The sequence below is a fragment of the Lentzea sp. CA-135723 genome (assembly GCF_050936595.1).
In the GTDB taxonomy this organism is placed as follows: Bacteria; Actinomycetota; Actinomycetes; order Mycobacteriales; family Pseudonocardiaceae; genus Lentzea.
In genome coordinates this window covers 6,091,215-6,111,461 of sequence record NZ_JBNJMK010000001.1, presented here as the reverse complement: position 1 = coordinate 6,111,461, position 20,247 = coordinate 6,091,215, and the positions used below count along the sequence as shown (strand labels likewise).

Genomic DNA, 20,247 nt, shown 5'->3' with positions numbered 1-20,247 from the left:
GACATCGTGCCCGAAACCGCCCATCGGCGAGTGGGGAACCGGCGATGATGTATTTGCGTCGCAGTGATCGAGGACCTACAGGGGGTGGCGATGTTCGGCGTTGAGCCAGAGCAGCTGCGCAGCGCGTCCAAGGAGTTCGGCAACGGCTCCGACGCGGTGCGCGAGGCAGCGGAGATGATCTCGATGCTCAGGCTCGACGCGGGTGCGCTCGGCGAGGTCGGCGCCGCGGCGGAGTTCGCCGACGCCCTGTCGAGGTTCGTCGGAACGCACTCGCAGGACCTCCAGCGCGGTTCTGCCTGGATGACCGATGCGGCCGAGGGTCTCGTGTCGAACGCCGAGGCCTATCAGCGCACGGACGAAGATCACGCGGCCTCGCTCAAGAAGCTCTTTTCGGGACTTGGGGGCGGACAGTGAGCTACACGGACCCCGAGAGCCTCTACGGCAGGCTCGCGTCCGGAGACGTCGGCCGGATCGCCGCTGCCGCCGACCCGATCACCGGTGCGATCAGCGCGGTCGGACGCGCCGGCGAGTCCGTCTCGAACGGTGGCAGGACAGCGGTGAGCAACTGGACCGGTGACGCCGCCGGCAGGTTCACCGCACGTGCTCAGCTGTCCGTCACCGCCGCCAGGTCGGCCGCGGAACGGCTCGGGGCAGGTGTCGACATCGTCCAGGCCGCTTCTCGCGCCTACGGCCAGATGCGCGGTGCCGCCGACCAGGCGATCGGCGTGTGGCGCGGCCGTCCGCCGGGCATGGACGAGGAGCAGACCCGCCAGCTCGCCAACCAGGTCAACGCCCAGCTGGACAAGGTGAAGTCGGGCTACGACAACGTTCTCCGGTCCTACGCGAGCGCGCTCACCAGGATTCCGCCCGGCTTCGAGGAGACGGCGGGCAAGGACGGTGGCTGGAGCCGCGCTGCCGAGCGCGCCGGTGCGGGCGGCGCACTGCCTCCCGTTCCACCGCCCGGAAGCGATCCGAAGGCCGTCTCCGACTGGTGGAAGTCGCTCAGCAAGGAGCAGCAGGACGCACTGCTGAAGACCAAGTACCAGGAGCTCGGCCAGCTCCGCGGTCTGCCGGCCGACGTGCTGAACGAGGCGAACCGCAAGCGGATCCCCGAGGACGCGGCACGCTTCAACGCGGAGAAGGACCAGCTCAAGCAGGAGCTGGCCGACCGCGCCCGCGAACTGGGCGTCGATCCGAACTCTCCTGAAGGCCAGCGCGCTCTGCGCAACGATGCCCAGGGTTCGCAGCTGATGTCGCAGTACGACGAGGCCGCACGGAGAGCGAAGAACGCGGACGACGCCGTCGGCGCCCTGGTGGAGGCCAACAGGCTGAGCACTGAGACCGGCAAGCAGGCGTACGTGCTCGCGTGGAGTCCGGACGGCGCGGGGGCCAAGGAGGGGGCGATCGCCGTCGCGTTCGGCAACCCCGACACCGCCAAGAACGTCGCGGTGTGCGTGCCCGGCACGACGTCCACGCTCAGCAGTTTCGGGCTGGACCAGGCGTCGAACCTCAGCGCGAAGATGGGGCCCGACGGGGCCGCGATCCAGTGGCTGGGTTACGACGCGCCCGAGTTCCTGCCGGGGCAGGTGAACGACCCGGAGCAGGCGATCGAGGGTGGTCAGATCCTCGCCAAGGACGTCGAGGGATATCGGACGAACAACCCGAACGCGCACGTCACGGTGATCGGGCACAGCTACGGCAGCACGGTCGTCGGGTACTCGGCGATGGACAACGGGCTGAAGGCCGACGACATCGTGTTCGTCGGGTCGCCCGGTGTGGGCGCGTCGAACGTGGACCAGCTGTCGGCCGGCGCCGGGCACGTGTACGTCGGTGGCACCGAGCACGACCCCGTCATCCAGGCGACCAGCGGCGACTGGTTCACCAAGGACGGGTCGTCGACCGGGCCGTACGACTCGTCGTTCGGCGCGAAGACCTTCGGCACGTCCGGGGAGTCCTGGATCGGGCACGCGCACTCGTCGTACTACGACAAGAACTCCGAGTCGTTGGACAACCTCGCCAGGATCGCGAACGGCGACGGGGGCAGTGTCAGCGAGCAGCGCTGGCAGGACTCGCCCACGCCGGTCGAGGTGCCCGGTTCCGACCTGCCGGGGGTGGGGCCCGTCATCGACTGGGGGGTCAACACCGGCAAGGAGGTCGTCGACATGGGCGAGGACGTCTGGCGCGGTGGCGGCCAGGTCGTGGACGACATCTCCCACGGTCGCTGGGGGGATGCCGGGCGGAACGCGCTGGGGACCGCGGGTGAGCTGGCCAGTGACGTCGGGGACGTCGTGGTGGACACCGTGGGCAACGCCGTCGAGCTCGGGCGCGATGTCGTCGAGGGCGTTGGCGGGGCCGTCAAGACGATCGGGTCGTGGTTCTAGAACTTCACCACTGGCAGGAGTGCGGAGAGGTCGGCTCGGGTGCCGGAGGCGGTGACCCGGGCCCCGTCCAGCGCGTCCGGCCAGGTCAGTGCTCCGGTCGCCAGTTCGAGCCAGGTGCGGGGGTCGGTCTCCACCACGTTCGGGGGTGTTCCTCGGGTGTGGCGGGGGCCTTCCACGCACTGGACGGCGGCGAACGGCGGGACCCGCACCTCGACGCTGCGACCTGGGGCGATGTGTTCGAGGGTGCGCAGGCTCAGGCGGACGGCGGCGGCCAGCACCGGGCGTTGCGGCTGGTCGGACTCGCCTCGCAGCCACGGGAGGACGGCCTCGACGGCGGCGCGCATCTCGGCTGGGTCGACGGGCTTCGCTGGCACGTCGCCCACCCTAGCGAAGGGGCTGCGGGGGTCCCGGCGCTGTTGGTATATCTGGGGCCGTGATCAGGAACTTCGCCGTCGTCGGTCCCGGGCACGCCACCAGGGAGCGGTTGACGACGGCCCTCGCGGCCGCGCCGGACATGGCGGTCTACCGGATCGGGCGCGGCGCTGACCCGTTGCCGGTGTCGGCCTCGTTCGACCCGGCCGACCAGTCGGGGTGCCGGAGCCTGCTCGACTGGTTCGAGCGCGGCGCGCCTTCCGGTGCCGTGCTGCTGGTCGACGACTGGGAGCTGTGCGCCGGTCTCGATCCCGAGCTCGTGACGACGGTCGACTGGATCGCGGCGTTCGGGCCGCCGCGGGGTGTGCAGGTCGTCGTGACGGCGCGGAAGTGGGCCTCGCTGCCCGATCTGCTGCGGCGGCACCTGCACGGCGAGGCCACGGACTTCCTGGCGCTGCACGGGATCGAGGCGGATCTCACCGGCATCAACCAGCGCGACCTGAAGGCGGCCATCGGGTCGGACGCGCGCGGCTGGCCGGTGTACCTCGACGTCACCACGTGCGGATCGTGCGCAGGCCCTGCGGCGCAACGGGAACAGCTGCTGCTGGCCGCGCTGCTGGGGCTCATGGCGACGCATTCGTCACAGCACCTGAACCTCGCCCTGTTCGACATGAAGAACATCGGCGTGTTCGACGGCCTGGACGCGGCCCCGCACGTGGCGCTCGCGCTCACCGGCGAGGACGACGACGAGACCCTCGAACGGTTCCGGGACGGCCTCACCGCGGAGGTGGCCCGGCGGCGCGAGCACACCGGCGAACCGCTGCCGGCGCTGCTGGTCTGCATCGACAGCGCCGAGGTGCTGCTGGAACGGGTCCCCGGCTACCAGGGCGTGCTGGGACTGCTCACCGCCGGCCGCGCGCTCGGCCTCCACGTGCTGTTCTCCGGCGACACCTTCCCGGTGTCGCACCCGCCCGCCTGGCCGTCCGCGATCCCGCCGCACGACCTGGAGGAGTGGGCGGACGTCCTCCCGGGGTCGCTCGTGGGCACCGGTCCGCCGGCGCACGAACCGGCGCTGCCGCCGTTGCCGCAGGACCTGACCCTCGACACGCTGCCACCGGGCGGGATCGGGGTGCTCGACCTGCCGTTGGAGCAACGCCGGGAGGTGCTGTTCCCCGGCTTCACCGACCAGCCGAAGCACGGCGCGATCGTCGGGAAGGCGGGCACCGGCAAGACCACGACGCTGCGCACGCTGGCGGCCCTGCTGGGCGACGACCTCGCGCGCTTCCAGTTCCTCGACGGCCCCGGCGAGCCGCTCGACCTGCAACGCCACATCATCGTCACGGCCTACAACTGGGACCAGGTGCCGCCGTTCATCCGGGAGAACCTGGCGTTCGGCATCGAGTTCCGGCTGGAGGACCCGAGCACGTCCCTGGTGGACGCCGAGCTGGCGGCCGAAGTGCCCGACCTGCCTGGGTTCTGCCTGTCCGTGCCGCACGGGCTGCACGCGCAGATCGCCCGCCCATGACCCATCTCGCGCTCATCGGCCCACCTCACCTCACCACCCGGCGGATCGCGGGCCTGCAGGGCGTCTACCGCATCGGACGCGGCGAGCTGCCCGGTGTCGCGGTCAGCTTCGACCCCGGTGACGAACGACGGCGGCAGAACCTGCTGGCCTGGTTCGAACGCGGCGCGGAGCCGGGTGCGACGCTGCTGGTCGACGACTGGAAGCACTGCACCGCGACGGATCCCGGGCTGGCCGACGCCGTCCGGTGGATCGCGGCTGCCTCGTGGAACGTCCGGGTGATCATCACCGCCCGGTCGGTGGACGAGCTGCCGGACCGGGTACCGCTGCGGGTCGAGGTGCTGGACTTCCTGGCGCTGCACGGGATGACGCGGTTCACCAAGGCCCTGGCGTGGAAGGGGCGGTGGTGGAAGGTGCCGGTCGGCGTCGACGCGGCCGGGGCGCCGGTGGTCGTGGAACTCACGCACTTCGCCGACGGCAAGTGGCGAACCGGGTCGCACCTGAGCGTCACGAACGCGCAGGCGTTCCGGAGTCTGGTGCTGGGGCTGATGTGCACGCACTCGCCCAAGCTGTTCCAGACGATCTTCGTGGACGCGCGGGACAGCGGCGTGTTCGACGGGCTCGACCAGGCACCGCACGTCGTCGCGCACCACCGGAACGCCGATCTCCCCGAGGTCGCCGCGATGCTCATGGCCGAGGTGGAACGGCGGCTGGAGATCGTCGGCAACACGTGGACGGTGTTCGACCACCGCGGTTTCGACCAGGTGCTGCCGCAGCTGCTGGTCTGCGTCAGCGGCGTCGAGGACCTCAGCGCGTTCACCGACATCGCCGAAGAGGTGGGCAAGTCCGGCGTGCAGCTGCTGTTCGACCGGCCGCACGACGTGACGGACGTGCTGGTCGACGACTGCACGGCCCCCGCGAACCTGGACGAGATGGCCCGCACACTGCCCGCGCTCATGCTCGAAGCAGAACCCGCGCCGGACTTCTTCTCGTTGCACGACATGCCGAACACGCACGTGTGGCGCCCACGGCCGGTCAAGTTGCAGTACCGGGTCGCGGTGGGCGTGGACGAGTTCGGGCAGAAGATCGAGATCGACCTCAAGTCCGCCCACCTGCAAGACGGCATGGGCCCGCACGGCGAGATCATCGCGCCGGACGACAAACGGGCCGAGGGCGTGCGTGCGCTCGTGCTCGGCCTGATGGCCCGGCACTCGCCCGACGAACTGCAGGTCGTCTTCCTCGGCGGCGACCTGTTCGCGGGCCTCGACGGGGCTCCGCACGTCCGGCACGGCCTCGTCGACCTGCTCGCGGACCACGAGACGAGGGCCAGAACGCTGGCGGAGGCCAGGTCCCGCACCATCTGGGACTACCGGGCGGGCCAGGGCACGATGCCGGAACTGCTGGTGTGCGTGAACAAGGCAGGCAAGCCACCACCCGAGCTGCTCACCGCGCTCCAGACGCTGAGCCGGGAAGGCCGCACCTACGGGCAACACCTGCTGCTGTGCGACACGACGCCCGTGCGGCTGCCGGACGTGCAGACGTCGTTCCGGCTGGAGTGGGACAACGGCTGGACGCGGCGCATCGGGCGGTCGGTGGAGAACGTCGTGCTCCCCACCGACCTCAACGACCGGGCGTGGTCGTTGCCCGTCGCGATGAGCTAGCTGCGACGCAACTTCCGTTGCGCGTCATAGAGGTTGCGCGGCGCCACATCGGTGGTGCCGTACAGCTCCAGCCGCGAGTTCAGCTCGCCGGTGAAGTCCGGCTTGTCGATCTGGCCGAAGTCGCGGACCTCCGAGATCGCCACGGTGGCGCTGCACGGCGCCACCTGGTCGATCCGGACGTTGCCGGCCCGCTGGTTGGTGACGGTGACGTTCCAGTGCGTGAAACGGGCGCCGTACAACGGTCCCGCGTTCGCGCTGCCGCCGTGCGCGCCGACGTTGTTGATGGTGATCTCGGTGCGGACGTTGGCGAACGGCAGGCCGCGGTGCGTGTCGAAGACGTCGTGGTCCATCCGGCCGCGGGTCCAGACGTTGCCGCACGACAGGCCTTCGACGTTCAGGCCGTGGTTGCCCGCGCCCGCCTGCGAGGGTTCGGACGGCGCCTCGATCACGAACCCGTCGGTCAGGTTGTCGTGCGACTGCTCGCGCACGGCGTACGCGTGGTGGTGCCCACGGCCGGAGACGCGGGTGTTCAGCAGCGAGATCCCCTTGGAGGACACCAGGAGGAACCCGTTGTCGACGTCCTGCACGTGCACGTCGTCGGCCCAGCAGTCCCACGCGCACTGGAACGCGACCCCGTTGTACCCCTTGTCCAGCAGGTGCTTCGGGGTCGGCACCTTGAACATCTCGATCTTGATGCCCTCGACGCCCGCGCCCGTGACGACCGGCGCCATCGTGGTCAGCCGCGCCTTCCACTCCGGGCGGATCTTGAGCGGCAACGGCTGCGCGAGCTTGACCCTGTCGCCCCGCACCCACTCCACCCGCACCGGCCACAGGAACGGGAAGTACGACAGGAGCTTGTCCTTGTCGTCCCAACGGTAAGTGGCCGTTCCAGGTACATCACCGCACATGTGCTTCGGCAGCGAGTACTCGGAGTCGTCCAGCCGCAACAGAACCCGCTGCCCGGCGCGCAACGACCGTCCATTCTCGACGGTCACGACGAACGAGCCCCGCGCCGCCGAGCCCACGACGTCGGTCAGCAACGAACCTTGCTCCAGCTCGTTGCCCGTCCAGCCCTCGAACGGCCACTCCCGCGCCTTGATCGCGTCGACCAGCGGCTGGTAGCGGTCCCGGTGGCAGACCCACACCAGGCCGCCCGACCAGCTCCACGCCGAGTTCTCCGACCCGTACCGGCTGCGGTTGATGCCGACGATCTCCTCCAGCGACCGCGTGGCGTAGAAGGTGGTGCGAGAGCTCCCCGCGCCGCGCAGCACGACGTTGTCGTAGCCGATGCGGATGATGTCGTCGATCCGGTAGCGGCCGGGCGGCACGTAGACGGTGCCCCCGCCCAGGCGGCCGACGAACTCGACGGCCTTGTTGATCGCGGCGGACGCGTCGGCGGAGCCGTCCTTGCGCGCTCCGAAGAACAGCACGTTCGCCAGCACGGGACGACGGGCGGGCTTCTCACCCGTGCGGTAGCCGGCGTAGGCGATGTTCGGGATCTGCGGGTGGTTGAAGGGATTGGCAACGAACTCTTGCCACAGCGAAGCGGAGGACTGCGCAGAAGCAGTCCCCGTCATCGTTGACGTCCCGACCAGTGCAGCCCCTGTAGCCAGCAGGAACAGCCTTCTGTCGATGCTCATGTCGCCGTCTCCAAGGGGTCTTGGCCACGGCGGCGGTGATCAGATCAAACCAGACATCAGAGCCCGGCGGAACGAGCCGCTTCCGCGATCAGCTCGTCGACCTGGTGCAGCATCCGGCGCCCGTCGGTCGGCGTGAACGTGCTCCACGGCGGCTGACCGCTCGACGCACGGCGTTGTTGCAGGTAGCGGCCCTCTTCGGTGTCGAAGAACGCCACCACGCGCTCCGGCCGCCAGCGCTTGCCGTACTTGTCGCGGGCCGCTGCCCCGAAGTTTCCGGTGTGCACGAGCCCGGTGAACATCTTCACCAGCGCCTTCGCGTCGTCCTCGCGCAGCCCGATGCCCCGGAACGCGGCCTCCATCGACTTCGGCGAGCCGTCGGTGTTCGCGATCGCCTTCTCGATGTCCGCGCTCGGCAACGTCACCGAAAGGCCAGTTCCGGAGGGGTGCTGAGGCAGCACGGAGAGCACGGCCGAGGCGAGCCCGGAGCCCGCCCACGGCTGGAACGTCAGCTGGTCGTCCCGCAACGTCGCGAGCGCGCCCCAGTCGCCGTTCGACACGGCGAGGACGCGCAGGCTGTGGCCGAGCCAGAGGCGGCCGTCCGCCTCCCGCTCGGGCTTCACGAACATCCGCAGCAACCCGTCCAGCTCGGACGAGAGCGCGCGGGAGTTGCCGAGGCGCCGGTGGTCCAACTGCGCGAAGACCCGGTTCTCGAGCTGGATGCGCTCGTCCCGCGTCTTACCGGGCGTGGGGACCTTCAGCACGAGCGGCATCGGGCCGACGTTCATCCGTTCCCACACCACGTCGAACTCCTCGGCGGAGAGAGCGATCGGCTCTCTCTCCGCCGGAGCGCCGAACAGGCTCACTCTGACGCGCCGCCGATGACCGGCGGAGCGACCATGCGCTCGTCGCCGAACACGTCGTCGGTCTCGACCAGGTAGTCGGCCGCCTTGTGCTCGATGTCGTCCTCGCCCTCGCCCTTCTGGCCGTGGGCACCGCCCGCGCCACCGGCACCCGCGGCACCGGCCTTGCCGGCACCAGCGCCCGCACCGGAGCCCATGGCACCGCCGCGCACGCCGTCAGGACCGTGGCCGCCGACACCGGACAGGCCGCCGGGCATGCCACCGGGCTTCATCGCGCCCTGCTGGCCGGACGCGCCGAGCGAGCCGGACATCGGCCCGAAGGCCTTGCCCGAACCGCCGGTGCCCAGCTGGCCACCGCGCAGGTTGCCCGCGCCGGTACCGCCGGGGCCGCCCGTGCCGGGCCGGGTGAACACCGGGCCACCCGGCGTGACCGGGGTGGGGGTCGGCGTCGGGTGCGGGGTGTTCGTGGGCGGCGGGGTGTAGGTGGGAGGCGGCGTCGGCGTGGTCGTCGGCGGCTGCGTCCACGAAGTGTGCGTGGTGTCGGTCGGCGGAGGCGTCCAGCCGGTCGAGACCTGCTGCTGCACACCGGTGTTCTGCGGGCCGGACGTCCACGACGGCGAGGTCGTGGTGCCGGTCGGCGCGCCGCTGCTCGTCTGCGTGTAGCCGACCCGCGTGCTGCCGGTGCCCGTGTCGCCGGGCGGCGGCGTGTCGATGACGACGGTCGGCGGCGTCGGGAAGTCGCCCAGCGTCGAGGAGTTCCAGCGGCTGTCCGACTGGTAGTCCTCCATGACCTGGACGGCCTTGGCGGCGGCGTTGTCGGCCGCGGCCTCCTGCCGTTCGTGGTCGACCTGCTGGCTCACGACGTGCGCCATGCCGACCGGGCCGGTCAGCGCTCCGGCCGCGATGTCGAGGAGGCCGGGCTTCTCGGTCGTGACGGGCACGACCTCGGGCATCTTCTTGCGCGCGTCGGCGATGTACTCGCCCTGCAGGCGCGCGGAGGACTCCATGGTGGTCGCGCCGGTCTCGGCGAACCCGGCCCACTCGGCCAGCGGCGACAGCGCGCCCATGGCGGAGTCGGCGGCGTCGGACTCCCAGTCCGCGCCCATCTTCTTCAGGCCCTCGTGCAGGTCGGAGTCGATCTGCGCGAGCGTGGCGGCGATCGTCTTCCAACCGGCCTCGACCGGGATGGAGGCGGAGACGCCCGGACCGGAGTTGATCATCTTGTACAGCTCGGGGTGTCCGTACCCCTGGAAGCGGTGGTCAGTCATCGGTCAGTCCCCCTCTCAGCCCTGGTCCCGCAGGTGCTTGCCCCACATGGCCGCGTTGTCGCCCTCGACCTGGCGGTACTGCTCCTCGATCATCCTGAGCTGGTCGATCACGCCGGTGAGCTGCTGCTTGTAGAAGTTCAGCGCGGCCAGAGCCTTCTCGGAGGTCTGTTCGTTGAACGCCTTCGAGGTCTCGCTGGAGATCGGATCGCCGGCCCACGGCTTGGTGGGCAGCGCGTGCACAGCCTGCTCGATCTTCGCGTCGAACTCCGCCAGCGCCTTCTCAAAGACCTTCCGGGCCTGGGGAATCGCTGATGGGTCCACCTTCAGCTTGCGCTGACCGAACGAGGGCGGCGTCGAGACGCCACCTCCACCATCCGCCAGAAACACGGCACACCCTCCTCAGTACGGCCCCAAGGGAACGGACCGTGTGTGCATTTGGGACGACTGTAGCTCTGATGCATTACGCGAGTGACCGGTTCCCGGTATAAGGCGCGTAGATCTACTCAACTGTCATTTGGTCGTCAGCACGGTCGTGACGGCCTCGGCGAGAGCCTTGCCCCGCTCGCACGCGCCGTCCCGGGTCGCGGTCTGCTCGCCGAGGGCCCCGAACGTGTCCACCAGCAACAACTGGCCGTCGTTGGCGTCGACGTAGATCTCGCAACCGCCCACGGATCCGGGCGAATCGGTCTGCGTGAGGTAGGCGGGATACCCGGCCACCTTCAGCTCCGTGAGCTTCGCCTCACCCGTCGTCCTCTTGAGCCGGTCCACACCGCCGTTGAGCAGCGTGTGAATGGCGCCGAGGTACTTGCGGTCCACGTAGCTCTGGTTGCACCGCTTGCTCCCCTCCCCGTAATCGGGCAGCGGAGTACCCGCGTCGACGACGTTCAAACCCAGCGCCGTCTTCTTGTCCGGGGTGATGAGCGTGCACGGGTCGATCGTCTTCAGGTCGACGGCCTTCGGCCTCGCCACCGGGGCCGTTCCGGCTGAAGTTCCGGTCGCCGGCGCTCCGGTGCCCGAGTCCCCCGCGGAGGGCTTGCCCGGTTCGGTCGAAGAACACCCGGTCAGGACCGCTGCCAGCAGGAACGGGACGGCAAGTCGACGCATGGCGGCCAAGCTATCGGATCACCGGGCACGGAGGGTGGCGATTGATGTGTCCCGCGTCACCCGTAAGGCGCATTGCCGGTGACCTCACTAAAAGGAAACCTTCTTTACGATACCCCGAAGCGCCGCCGCCCCGATGCGTCGAGGAGCGACATGCTGCGCAACCGACCACTACCGACTCTGGTCGTGGCGGCGGTGGGTCTGGCCTTGCTCGTGCCAGGTACCTCAGCCAACGCGGGCCCCGTGCCCGGCACGGGAGCGGCGCTCAAGGTGGCCGCCGTCCCCGGACAGACCTCCACCATCCCCGACTGGCGCATGCAGACGAGCGCCACCGCCACCCAGTCCGGCACGGTGATCTCCGGCCCCGGCTACTCCGACTCCGGCTGGCTGACCGTGCCCGCGCGGTCGACCGTGATGGCCGGGCTGGTCGCCAACAACAAGTACGGCGACGTCAACTACTCGGACAACCTGAAGAAGGCGAACGCCAACGACTTCAAGGTGCCGTGGTGGTACCGCAAGGTCTTCCAGGCGGACCCGCAGCCGGGCGTGAACACGTTCCTCAAGCTCAACGGCGGCGTGATCTCGCGCGGTGAGGTGTGGCTGAACGGCACGAAGGTCGCCGGCACCGACACCGTCATCGGCGCGTACCCGACGTACGAGTTCAACGTCACCAGCTTGCTGCGCAAGGGCGACAACGCGGTCGCGATCAAGGCGTCGCCGTCCGACCCCGCCAAGGACCTGGTGATCCACTTCATCGACTGGTCGCAGCTCCCGCCCGACCGCAACCAGGGCCTGTTCCGCGACGTCGACCTCGCGCAGAGCGGCGCCGTCTCGTTGCGCGGCCTGCACGTGCTGTCCGACCTGCCGTTGCCGAACCTGAACACCGCGACCGTCACGGTGAAGGTCGACGCGCGCAACAACACCGGCAGCGCGGTCACCACGACCGTCTCCGGCAGCGCGGCGGGCCAGAACTACAGCCAGAACGTCAGCCTGGCCGCGAACGAGACCAAGACCGTCACGTTCCCGCTGACCGTCACCAACCCGCAGATCTGGTGGCCGTACCAGATGGGCGCGCAGCCGCTCTACGAGGCGACGGCGGCCGCGACGGTCTCCGGTGCCGCGTCGGACCAGCAGAGGACGATGTTCGGCATCCGCGAGGTCACCTCGAAGATGATCAGCGGCAACATCCAGTACCAGATCAACGGCAAGCCGATCCTGATCCGCGGCGGTGGCTGGGCGTCGGACCTCTTCCTGCGCACCAACGTGCAGAAGATCGCCGACGAGATGACGCTGACGAAGTCCATGGGCCTCAACACGATCCGCCTCGAGGGCAAGCCCGAGAACGACGAGATCTACGACATGGCCGACCGCATGGGCATCCTGCTGATGACCGGCTGGGAGTGCTGCTCGAAGTGGCAGAGCACCGGCGGCTTCTCCGACGAGGACAAGCGCGTCGCCGGGGCGTCCGCCGAGGGCGAGGCCAAGCGGATCCGCAACCACCCCAGCGTGTTCACGTTCCTGATCGGCTCGGACGAGGCGCCCGTCGCCGCCGTCGAGAAGATCTACCTGGACGCCCTGAAGCGGGCCGACTGGCAGACGCCGATCGTCACGGCGGCCGCGCGCCGCAGCTCCCCGCAGCTCGGTGACTCGGGCATGAAGATGGACGGCCCGTACTGGTGGGAGCCGCCGGTTTATTGGTACAACAACCAGAAGGGCGGGTCCGCGGGCTTCGCGTCGGAGATCGGGCCCGGTCTCGCGATCCCGGAGATGGACGAGCTCAAGAAGTTCCTGAGCCAGAACGAGATCAACAAGCTGACGGACTACAACGCGTCGCAGTACCACCTGTCGCCGTCCGGCAACTTCAGCAAGATCGGCTTCTGGGGCACGGCGCTCGACAACCGCTACGGCAAGCCGGCGAACGTCGACGACTTCGTCAAGAAGGCCCAGCTCCAGCAGTACGAGACGAACCGCGCGCAGTTCGAGGCGTTCGGGCGCGACTTCTCCGACACCGGCGCGAACCAGGCGCAGGGCGTCATCTACTGGATGCAGAACGACCCGTGGCCCAAGCTCTTCTGGCACCTCTACAACTACAACCTCGCCACGGCGGGTTCGTACTTCGGTGCCAAGACGGCGAACAAGGCCCTGCACGCCCAGTACTCCTACGACGACAAGTCGCTCGCCGTGGTGAACATGGGCCTGGAAGCCAAGCAGGGCCTGCAGTTGCAGGTCACCGTCTTCAACTCGGACGGCACGCAGAAGGCCAACGAGACGCGGTCCGTCCCGGCCAAGGCCAACGGGTCCGTGCGGGTCGGGAACCTGCCGCAGCCGTCCGGGCTGTCGACGGCGTACTTCGTCCGGTTGCTGCTCAAGGACTCCAGCGGCAAGGAGATCGACCGCAACGTGTACTGGCTGTCCACCAAGGCGGACACGCTGAACTACAACGGCGGCGACTGGTACTACACGCCGCAGGCCCAGTACACAGACCTGAAGTCGTTGAGCTCCTTGAAGGCCGGTCAGGTGTCGGTGTCCACGACGACCACGCCGGGTGCGGACGGCAAGCAGGCCACCTCGGTGACGATCAAGAACACCGGCACGTCGGTGGCGTTCTTCCTGCGGGCGTCGCTGCGCAAGGGGCAGGGCGGGCCCGAGGTGCTGCCCGCGGACTGGTCCGACAACTACATCACGCTGTTCCCCGGTGAGACGCAGACGATCCGAGCCGAGTACCGGACCGCCGACCTCGGCGGCGCGCAGCCGGTGGTCGAGGTGTCGGGCCACAACGTGAGCAAGCGCTAGGCCCCGTAACGGGTCGCGACGACGGCGGGTCGTTCCACGGGACGGCCCGCGTCGAGCGACCACGCCAGCCGCACGTACTGCGCGTGCGTCCAGGCCAGTGGGGTGGCCGAACCTGTGCCTCGGCCATCCCACACCTGCTCGGGCAGCATCAGTCCGCTGTTGGCGGTCGCGGCGATCTCCTTCAGGCGTTGCGCTGCGGTGGCTTTCTGGCCGTTGAGCAGCTCGTACTCACCGCGTTCGCCGGTGAGCAGCGGCCACAACCTGCCGTACGTGCGGGTCGCCGTGGGCCAGTTGATGCCCCACGGCCTGCCGTCCGCCGTCTCGCCGTAGCCGTCCTGCGTGAACCGGTGCCAGTAGCCCTGTTCCTTCAGTTGCTGGTCCACGACTCGCACGGTGTTGCGGACGGTCGGGTCGTCGGCGCGCTTCAGGCCGAGCCGCACCAGTTCGAGGAAGCTCGGGTCGACGACCGCGCGCTGGTCGATGTCGGTGGGGTTGTTGTCACCGAGGTTGTACTTCGTCGCCGCGTCGGGCTGTCCGTCCTTGGTGAGCCGCAGGTAGTACGGCTTCGGCTCGTACGGGCCGGTCCTCGTCGCGGTCCAGCCCTCCACGCGCTTCTGCCACGCGTCGGCGGCCTGCAGGTACTTGTCGGCGTTCTCCCCGTTGCGCTGCAACAGGTCCGCGAAGCACACGAGACCGGCGACCGCGGACGCGATGGTGGCGGGCGAGTAGCCGTCCTGGTTCTCCCAGCGCTCCTGCTCGCTGAACGGCGCGTTCGGGTAGGTCAGCAGGTAGTCGGCGGAGCGGCGCAGCGAGTCCACTGTGGACTTTTTGGTTCGGCCCAGGTGCCAGGCGAGCAGCAGTGGCGCGGCGACCTGGTCGAGCTGGACCTTCAACCACACCGGGGTGCCGTCGACCCGCGTGTTCTGGGGCAGGTGACCGTCCGGTTGCTGCTGCTTCTGGAGCATGAAGTCCAACGAGCGTTCGGCGAACCCGCGGTCGCCGGCCGCGATCATGGCCGTGGACACGTGGTAGAGGTCGCGCGGCCAGACCAGCGCGTACGGGCCCAGCTCGGGCGCCAGCTCCCGGTCGAACCCGAACGCCCACGGGAAGCTCGGCGACGCGATCGACGCTCCGGGGTGGGTCTTGTCCTCCGTCGCGGCGAGCACCATCACCGACATGTCGTAGAGGCGGCGGTCCGCGGACCTCGGGCGCTTCAGCCCGTCGAGGTAGGAGTGCCAGCCCTGCGCGTACTCCTTCGCCGCGTCCCGGAAGCCCCTCTTCACCGCTGCCTCGGCGACGCCCTCGCCGAAGCCGACCGCGAACGTGCCGCGGGCACGCCGGACCGGCTCGCCGGGCAACGTGCTGGCCACCGAACTGCCGGCCTTCATCGAGATGTGGTCGATCGACACCCTGACCGGGCGTTGTGCCTTCAGGTCGACGTCGGCGAGAACGGCCGCGCGCCGCGGATCGGTGACGTAGGTGATCTCGGCCTGCCAGCCGTCGCCGCGCAGCCGTTGCCGGAAGGTCAGCGACCTGTCGTCCGCCGGTTCGGTGTAGGCCCGACCGGGCTTCCCGTCCACCAGCAGGCGCGTCTCGCGGGTGGCGGGCGTGCTCAGGTCGGGGAAGAAGATCTCGGAAAGCCCCTGGTGGCCGAGGGTGAACCAGACCGGGCTCGCCGCGGACCTGGCCGTGCCGTAGCCCTGCTTGTCAGCCGGTAGCGGCACCACCTCGGCGGAAGCGCGAGCTGCCGGGGCCGACATGACCAGGAGGAGCACGACGAGCGCCAAGGGCTTCATGGCACTCGGAGTTCCCCGGTCTAGAGATCACCACGCAGCAGGCTGTCGATGTTCTCCGGCGGCCCCGGCCTGGCGAAGAACCAGCCCTGGCCGGTGTCGCACCCCAACCGCAGCAGCCGGGCGGCCTGCGCGGGCGTCTCCACACCCTCGGCCGTCACGCCCAACGACAGGGCGTGCGCGAGCTGCACCAGGGTCGCCACGATCTGCGCGTCGACCGGGTCCTCCTCGTTCTCGGCCCGCAGCCCCTCCATGAACGAGCCGGCGATCTTCAGCTCGTGCACGGGCAGGTGCTTCAGGTACGCGAGGTTCGAGTAGCCGGTGCCGAAGTCGTCGATCGCGATCCGCACCCCCATGTCGCACAACGCCCGCAGCGCCTCCAGCGGCTCGTCGGCGGTGCCCATGATCGCGGACTCGGTCAGCTCCAGCTGGAGGTGGTGCGGCGGCAGCGCGCACTCGTCCAGGATCTGCTTGACGTCCCGCACGAGCTCGGGGTCGCGGGACTGGCGCACGGCGAGGTTCACCGACACGAACGGCGCCGCGTCACCGAACTCCTCCAGCCAGCGCCTGGCCTCCTCGCAGGCCTTGCGCAGCACCCACCGTCCCAAGGGGACGATCAGGCCGGTCTCCTCGGCCAGTTCGATGAACCGGTCGGGGGCGAGCCTGCCGAACTCCGGGTGCTGCCAGCGCACCAGCGCCTCGACGCCCGTCACCGTGGAATCTTCCAGGCGCACCAACGGCTGGTACTCGACGTAGAACTCGCCGCGTTCCAACGCGCGCGGCATCGTGGCGGAGAGGGTGAACCGGGCGACCTCGCGCGCGTTGCGCTCCGGGTCGTACAACGCCCAGCGCGCCTTGCCGTCCGCCTTGGCCCAGTACAGCGTGATGTCGGCGTCGCGCATGAGGTCCGCGGACGTCGTGCCGGACAGCTGCCGTTCGACGATGCCGATCGACGCCGAGACGGACAGCTCGTGGCCCGCGATGCGGATCGGCGCCTCGAGCTCGGTCAGCACGCGGTCGGCCACGTCGACGATGTCCTGCTCGCCGGACGAGCCCTCGACGAGGATCACGAACTCGTCGCCGCCCATGCGCGCGACCAGCTTGCCCTCGCCGGACACGGAGTGGTCGAGCCGGCGGCCGACCTCGACCAGCAGCTGGTCCCCCGTGTCGTGGCCCAGCGAGTCGTTGATGACCTTGAAGCCGTCCAGGTCGAGGTAGCAGAGGCCGGCGCGCACGTGCTTGGCCCGGTTGTTGAAGACGCGGCCGAGGCGTTCGAGGAACAGCGCCCGGTTGGGCAGGCCGGTCAGCGGGTCGTGCAACGCCTGGTAGCGCAGGCGGTTCTGCAGCAGGTGGCGGTCGGTGACGTCCTCGATCATCGCGACCTGGTACTGCGGCTCGCCGTGGTCGTCGCGGACCAGCGACAGCGTGAGGTGCGTCCACACCTGCTCGCCGTCGGCGCGGTGGAAGCGCTTCTCGGCGCGGTAGTGGTCGCACTCGCCCGCGATCAGCTGGTCGTAGAGGCGCCACACGCTGCCCGCGTCCTCGGGGTGCATGAGGTCGCGCACGTTGTACTGGCGCATCTCCTCGACGCTGAACCCGAGCATGTCCTGCAACGCCTGGTTCACGTCCAGGATCCGGCCGTCGATGTCCGCGATGCCGATGCCGATCGCGGCCTCGGTGAACATGGCGCGGAACCGGGCCTCGGACGCGCGCAGCATCGACTCGGCCTGGTCGCGGGCGTCCAGCACGGCGGCCCTGATGGCCTCCTGCTCGGCCAGCGTCCGCTCCCGCAACGCGCGGGCGTACCCGGCGGCCAGCGAGCCCTGCAGGGCGGCGAGCCGGGACTGCAGCCGGTCGTCGCCGGCGAAGCCCAGCTCGGAGAGCAGGTCGTCGCCGAGCAGCTGGACCGTGCGGCCGAGCGTGTCGGTGCCGGTGAAGTGCGCGTCGACCAGCCGGGAGCCGATCTCGTAGCCCGGCGCGGTGCGGAACGGGCTCGCGAACAGGGCCGCGACCAGCTTCTCGGTGAGGTCCTGGAGGTGCTGGGCGACCTCGGCCCTGGTCATCGGCACGTAACTCGACCCGATCACGGCCGTGGCCCAGCTGCGCGCGAACGAACCCGCACCGGCCAGTACGGCCGGGCTCAGTCCTGAGCGATCCTCACGCACCCGCTGGTCAACCCGATCGGTCATCTTCTCGGCCCTAACGCCACGAACGCGGAGCATACGGCCGGTCGCCGTCCGCAGTCATCTCTACGCCTTCCGGCCTACCGCGGCGAACCCGGGAAACCGCTGTCCCGACTCCTCGACGTCGGCCGGTGACTCGGGCTGCCAGGCGGGCACCCGCACCACGCCGGGCTCGACCAGGTCGAAGCCCTTGAACAGGCTGGTGAGCTCCACCGGGTCGCGCAGCGTCATCCGGGTGACGTCGCGGTCGTAGATCCGGCGCGCCTCCTTCGAGGCGTCGGTCTCCTCGTCCGCCTCGTAGCCCGCGTGCGAGATGGCGAGGAAACTGCCGGTCGCGAGCCTGTCGCGGTAGCCGCCGATCATGCCCCACGGGTCGTCCTCGTCCGACACGAAGTGCAGCAGCGCGATCATCAGCACCGCGACCGGTGCGTCGAAGTCGAGCCGCTTGTCGACCTCGTCCGAGGCCAGCACGCCCATCCAGTCCCGCACGTCCGCCCGCAGCACGCTCACGTGGTCGTTGCCGCCCAGCAACGACCGGCTGTGCGCGACCGCGACGGGGTCGATGTCGACGTACACGACCTGGGCCCGCGGATCGGTGGCCTGCGCGATCTCGTGCACGTTGCCGACGGTCGGGATTCCGGAGCCGAGGTCGAGGAACTGCCGCACGCCCTGCTGCAGCAGGTACCGGACGGCCCGGCGCAGGAACGCGCGGTGGTTCAGCACCACGCCGCGCAGCTCGGGCATGGTCTCCAGGGTGTGCTGGCCGACGGCGCGGTCCGCGGCGAAGTTGTGCGCCCCGCCGAGCCAGTAGTCGTACACGCGCGCCACGCTCGGCCGTTCCAGGTCGATGTCCCCCGGCGCCCAGTTCGGCCGCTCCACTCGCTCACCCCAACCGCGTTCGGACCGTTCCAACCCATCATGCACCCGCCTCTTGGCAGAATGCGGACCTCGTGAGGAAAAGTTTGCTGCTGTCGACCATTCTCGCGTCCATCGGCGCGTTTGTGCTGGTCGGCGGCGCGCTGCTGCTGATCGACCCCGGCGCGCCCAAGCACGAGGCGATCAAGACGGGCGGTCTCGCGGGCGGTGCGATAGTCGCGTTGTACGCGCTGTGGCTGAACGACCGGCGGCGCAAGGTCGAGGAGGCGCGGCAGGAGCTGGAGAGCCAGCGCATCGACCACGACCGCTCGCGGGTGGCCGACGAACGGTTCGCGCGCGCCGTCGAACTGCTCGGCCACGAGACGGCGCAGGTGCGCGTGGGCGCGATGCACGCGTTGGCGGGCCTCGCGAAGTCGCGCGCCGACTACACGCAGACCGTCCTCGACATCCTCTGCGCGTACCTGCGGCAGCCGTACCGCAAGACGCAGAACGATCCCGAGGAGATCGAGTTGGAGGTCCGGCTGACCTCGCAACGGCTGATCGAGGACCTGCTGCCGCGGCTGGATGCCAAGAACCCGCCGATCTACGACCTCAACCTCACCAAGGCGCACCTGGAGTTCATGGACCTGTCGTACCGGCAGGTCGGCGACCTCTACATGCGGGTCGCGCACTTCGAGGACTCGAACTCGTTCCACCACATGAAGATCCACGGCCACTTCTACGTGACCGAGGCGACCATGAACGGCCGGTTCCACATGCACCACACCGAGGTCGTCGGCCGCGGGTGGTTCAGCCGGTTCAAGGCCGAGGGGCTCGCGATCTTCACCGAGACGAGGTTCGGCGGGGAGACCAAGTTCCTGAACTCCGAGTGGGCCGAGGTGAAGGCGGACGGCTGCACGTTCGCCGTGGCGGCCGACCTGCCAGAAGCGTGGAGGAACTGACGTGAAGTGGCTTTTCGCCGTCGTCTCCGCCGCCGTGGTCACCGCCGCGACGGCGGTGCTGCTGTGGCTCGTCAAGGCTCCGCCGGTGGAGATCGTGAAGACGGCCGGGGTCGCGGGCGGTGCCGTCGTGGCGCTGTACGCGTTGTGGCTCAACGACCGCAAGCACTCGCTGGAGAGCGAGAAGGTCGCCGACGAGCGGTTCGCGCGCTCGGTCGAGCTGCTCGGCAACGAGGCGGACCAGGTGCGTGTGGGCGCGATGCACTCGTTGGTGTGGCTGGCGAACTCCACCCCGCGCTACAAGCAGACCGTGCTCGACGTCCTGTGCGCGTACCTGAGGCGGCCGTTCAAGCACCCGACGTGGGCCGAAAACGGCGCCGACCCGGACACCGTCCTCGTCGACGCCGACCCGGACGTCCAGCGCGAGCAGCAGGTGCGGCGGACCGCGCAACGGCTGATCCGCGATGTGCTCTCGTGGGGCGACAAGGGCCGCAAGGAGTTCTACGACCTCGACCTGACCGGTGCCGCGCTGGAGTACTTCCAGCTGGACGGCAGGCGGGTCAACAGGTTCATCGCGCGGCGGGCGCAGTTCTACGGCATCACCGCGTTGCCGCGCATGGAGATCCGCAAGCCCACGCTCCTGTCCGGCAGCACCTTCCACGGACGGCTGAACCTCACCGAGACGAGGTTCGCCGGCGGGGTCGCGTTCTCCGAGGTCACGTTCCACGGCGAGGTCGACTTCCGCGCGGCGGCCGTGGGCACGTTCCTCGCGCTCACCGAGCCCGCGCCGTCACGGCAGGTCGGCGAGCTGGAGGTGCTGCCGGAGACGGCGATGCGGACCGCGCACGAGGGCTGGCGG

General features: G+C 69.7%; 15 protein-coding genes and 1 pseudogene. 7 read left to right on the top strand and 9 right to left on the bottom strand.

All coding sequences use genetic code 11. The annotated features are described in order from the left end of the window. Window positions 1–90: 90 nt before the first annotated feature. On the top strand, window positions 91–414 hold the full coding sequence (locus tag ACQEU1_RS28280) for a type VII secretion target (RefSeq protein ID WP_433207966.1): 324 nt from the start codon (window positions 91–93) through the stop codon (window positions 412–414). After that, window positions 411–2,381: an alpha/beta hydrolase gene (locus ACQEU1_RS28275; RefSeq protein WP_433207963.1), complete on the top strand. Its 1,971-nt coding sequence runs from the start codon at window positions 411–413 to the stop codon at window positions 2,379–2,381. The genes ACQEU1_RS28280 and ACQEU1_RS28275 overlap by 4 nt, the downstream gene beginning before the upstream one ends. On the opposite strand, the gene ACQEU1_RS28270 is transcribed toward ACQEU1_RS28275, so the two are convergent. After that, a complete protein-coding gene (locus ACQEU1_RS28270; RefSeq protein ID WP_433211834.1) occupies window positions 2,378–2,725 on the bottom strand; it encodes a sterol carrier family protein in 348 nt (115 codons plus the stop codon). The two genes, ACQEU1_RS28275 and ACQEU1_RS28270, sit on opposite strands and share 4 nt — an antisense overlap. Window positions 2,726–2,814: 89 nt before the next feature. On the opposite strand from ACQEU1_RS28270, the gene ACQEU1_RS28265 reads away from it, so the two are divergent. After that, window positions 2,815–4,278 (top strand): hypothetical protein, encoded by a 1,464-nt coding sequence (locus tag ACQEU1_RS28265; protein WP_433207960.1) that lies wholly within the window; start codon window positions 2,815–2,817, stop codon window positions 4,276–4,278. Beyond that, on the top strand, window positions 4,275–5,936 hold the full coding sequence (locus ACQEU1_RS28260) for a hypothetical protein (protein ID WP_433207957.1): 1,662 nt from the start codon (window positions 4,275–4,277) through the stop codon (window positions 5,934–5,936). Before ACQEU1_RS28265 ends, ACQEU1_RS28260 begins: the two co-directional genes overlap by 4 nt. Here ACQEU1_RS28260 and ACQEU1_RS28255 read toward each other — a convergent pair. The 5 genes from ACQEU1_RS28255 to ACQEU1_RS28235 form a co-directional block, all read right to left on the bottom strand. Continuing rightward, entirely contained in the window at window positions 5,933–7,576 is a 1,644-nt protein-coding gene (locus tag ACQEU1_RS28255) for a glycosyl hydrolase family 28-related protein (RefSeq protein ID WP_433207954.1), read from the bottom strand. The genes ACQEU1_RS28260 and ACQEU1_RS28255 overlap by 4 nt on opposite strands. Before the next feature lie 56 nt (window positions 7,577–7,632). After that, window positions 7,633–8,439: an ESX secretion-associated protein EspG gene (locus ACQEU1_RS28250; RefSeq protein WP_433207951.1), complete on the bottom strand. Its 807-nt coding sequence runs from the start codon at window positions 8,437–8,439 to the stop codon at window positions 7,633–7,635. Further along, entirely contained in the window at window positions 8,436–9,704 is a 1,269-nt protein-coding gene (locus ACQEU1_RS28245) for a PPE domain-containing protein (protein ID WP_433207948.1), read from the bottom strand. The genes ACQEU1_RS28250 and ACQEU1_RS28245 overlap by 4 nt, the downstream gene beginning before the upstream one ends. Before the next feature lie 15 nt (window positions 9,705–9,719). Beyond that, complete coding sequence (locus ACQEU1_RS28240; protein ID WP_433207945.1) at window positions 9,720–10,091, bottom strand: transcriptional regulator; 372 nt, start codon at window positions 10,089–10,091, stop codon at window positions 9,720–9,722. 123 nt (window positions 10,092–10,214) lie between these two features. Further along, window positions 10,215–10,808, bottom strand: coding sequence for a DUF3558 domain-containing protein (locus tag ACQEU1_RS28235; RefSeq protein WP_433207942.1), 594 nt, complete (start codon window positions 10,806–10,808; stop codon window positions 10,215–10,217). 150 nt (window positions 10,809–10,958) lie between these two features. Here ACQEU1_RS28235 and ACQEU1_RS28230 point away from each other — a divergent pair, with 150 nt between their 5' ends. Next, window positions 10,959–13,598 carry a glycosyl hydrolase 2 galactose-binding domain-containing protein gene (locus tag ACQEU1_RS28230; protein ID WP_433207939.1) on the top strand — a complete coding sequence of 880 codons (2,640 nt, stop codon included), beginning with the start codon at window positions 10,959–10,961 and terminating at the stop codon, window positions 13,596–13,598. On the opposite strand, the gene ACQEU1_RS28225 is transcribed toward ACQEU1_RS28230, so the two are convergent. The 3 genes from ACQEU1_RS28225 to ACQEU1_RS28215 are packed head-to-tail and all read right to left on the bottom strand — an operon-like array spanning window position 13,595 to window position 18,453. Then, a complete protein-coding gene (locus ACQEU1_RS28225; protein ID WP_433207936.1) occupies window positions 13,595–15,394 on the bottom strand; it encodes a glycoside hydrolase family 15 protein in 1,800 nt (599 codons plus the stop codon). The genes ACQEU1_RS28230 and ACQEU1_RS28225 overlap by 4 nt on opposite strands. A gap of 20 nt (window positions 15,395–15,414) precedes the next feature. Further along, window positions 15,415–17,580, bottom strand: coding sequence for a putative bifunctional diguanylate cyclase/phosphodiesterase (locus ACQEU1_RS28220; protein ID WP_433207933.1), 2,166 nt, complete (start codon window positions 17,578–17,580; stop codon window positions 15,415–15,417). 60 nt (window positions 17,581–17,640) lie between these two features. Further along, entirely contained in the window at window positions 17,641–18,453 is an 813-nt protein-coding gene (locus ACQEU1_RS28215) for an SAM-dependent methyltransferase (protein ID WP_433207930.1), read from the bottom strand. A gap of 71 nt (window positions 18,454–18,524) precedes the next feature. Between ACQEU1_RS28215 and ACQEU1_RS28210 the strand changes: the two genes are divergently transcribed. Further along, complete coding sequence (locus tag ACQEU1_RS28210; RefSeq protein ID WP_433207927.1) at window positions 18,525–19,391, top strand: pentapeptide repeat-containing protein; 867 nt, start codon at window positions 18,525–18,527, stop codon at window positions 19,389–19,391. Window positions 19,392–19,647: 256 nt separating this feature from the next. Then, window positions 19,648–20,127: pseudogene (locus ACQEU1_RS28205) on the top strand (pentapeptide repeat-containing protein); the annotation flags it as partial. Window positions 20,128–20,247: the final 120 nt, after the last annotated feature.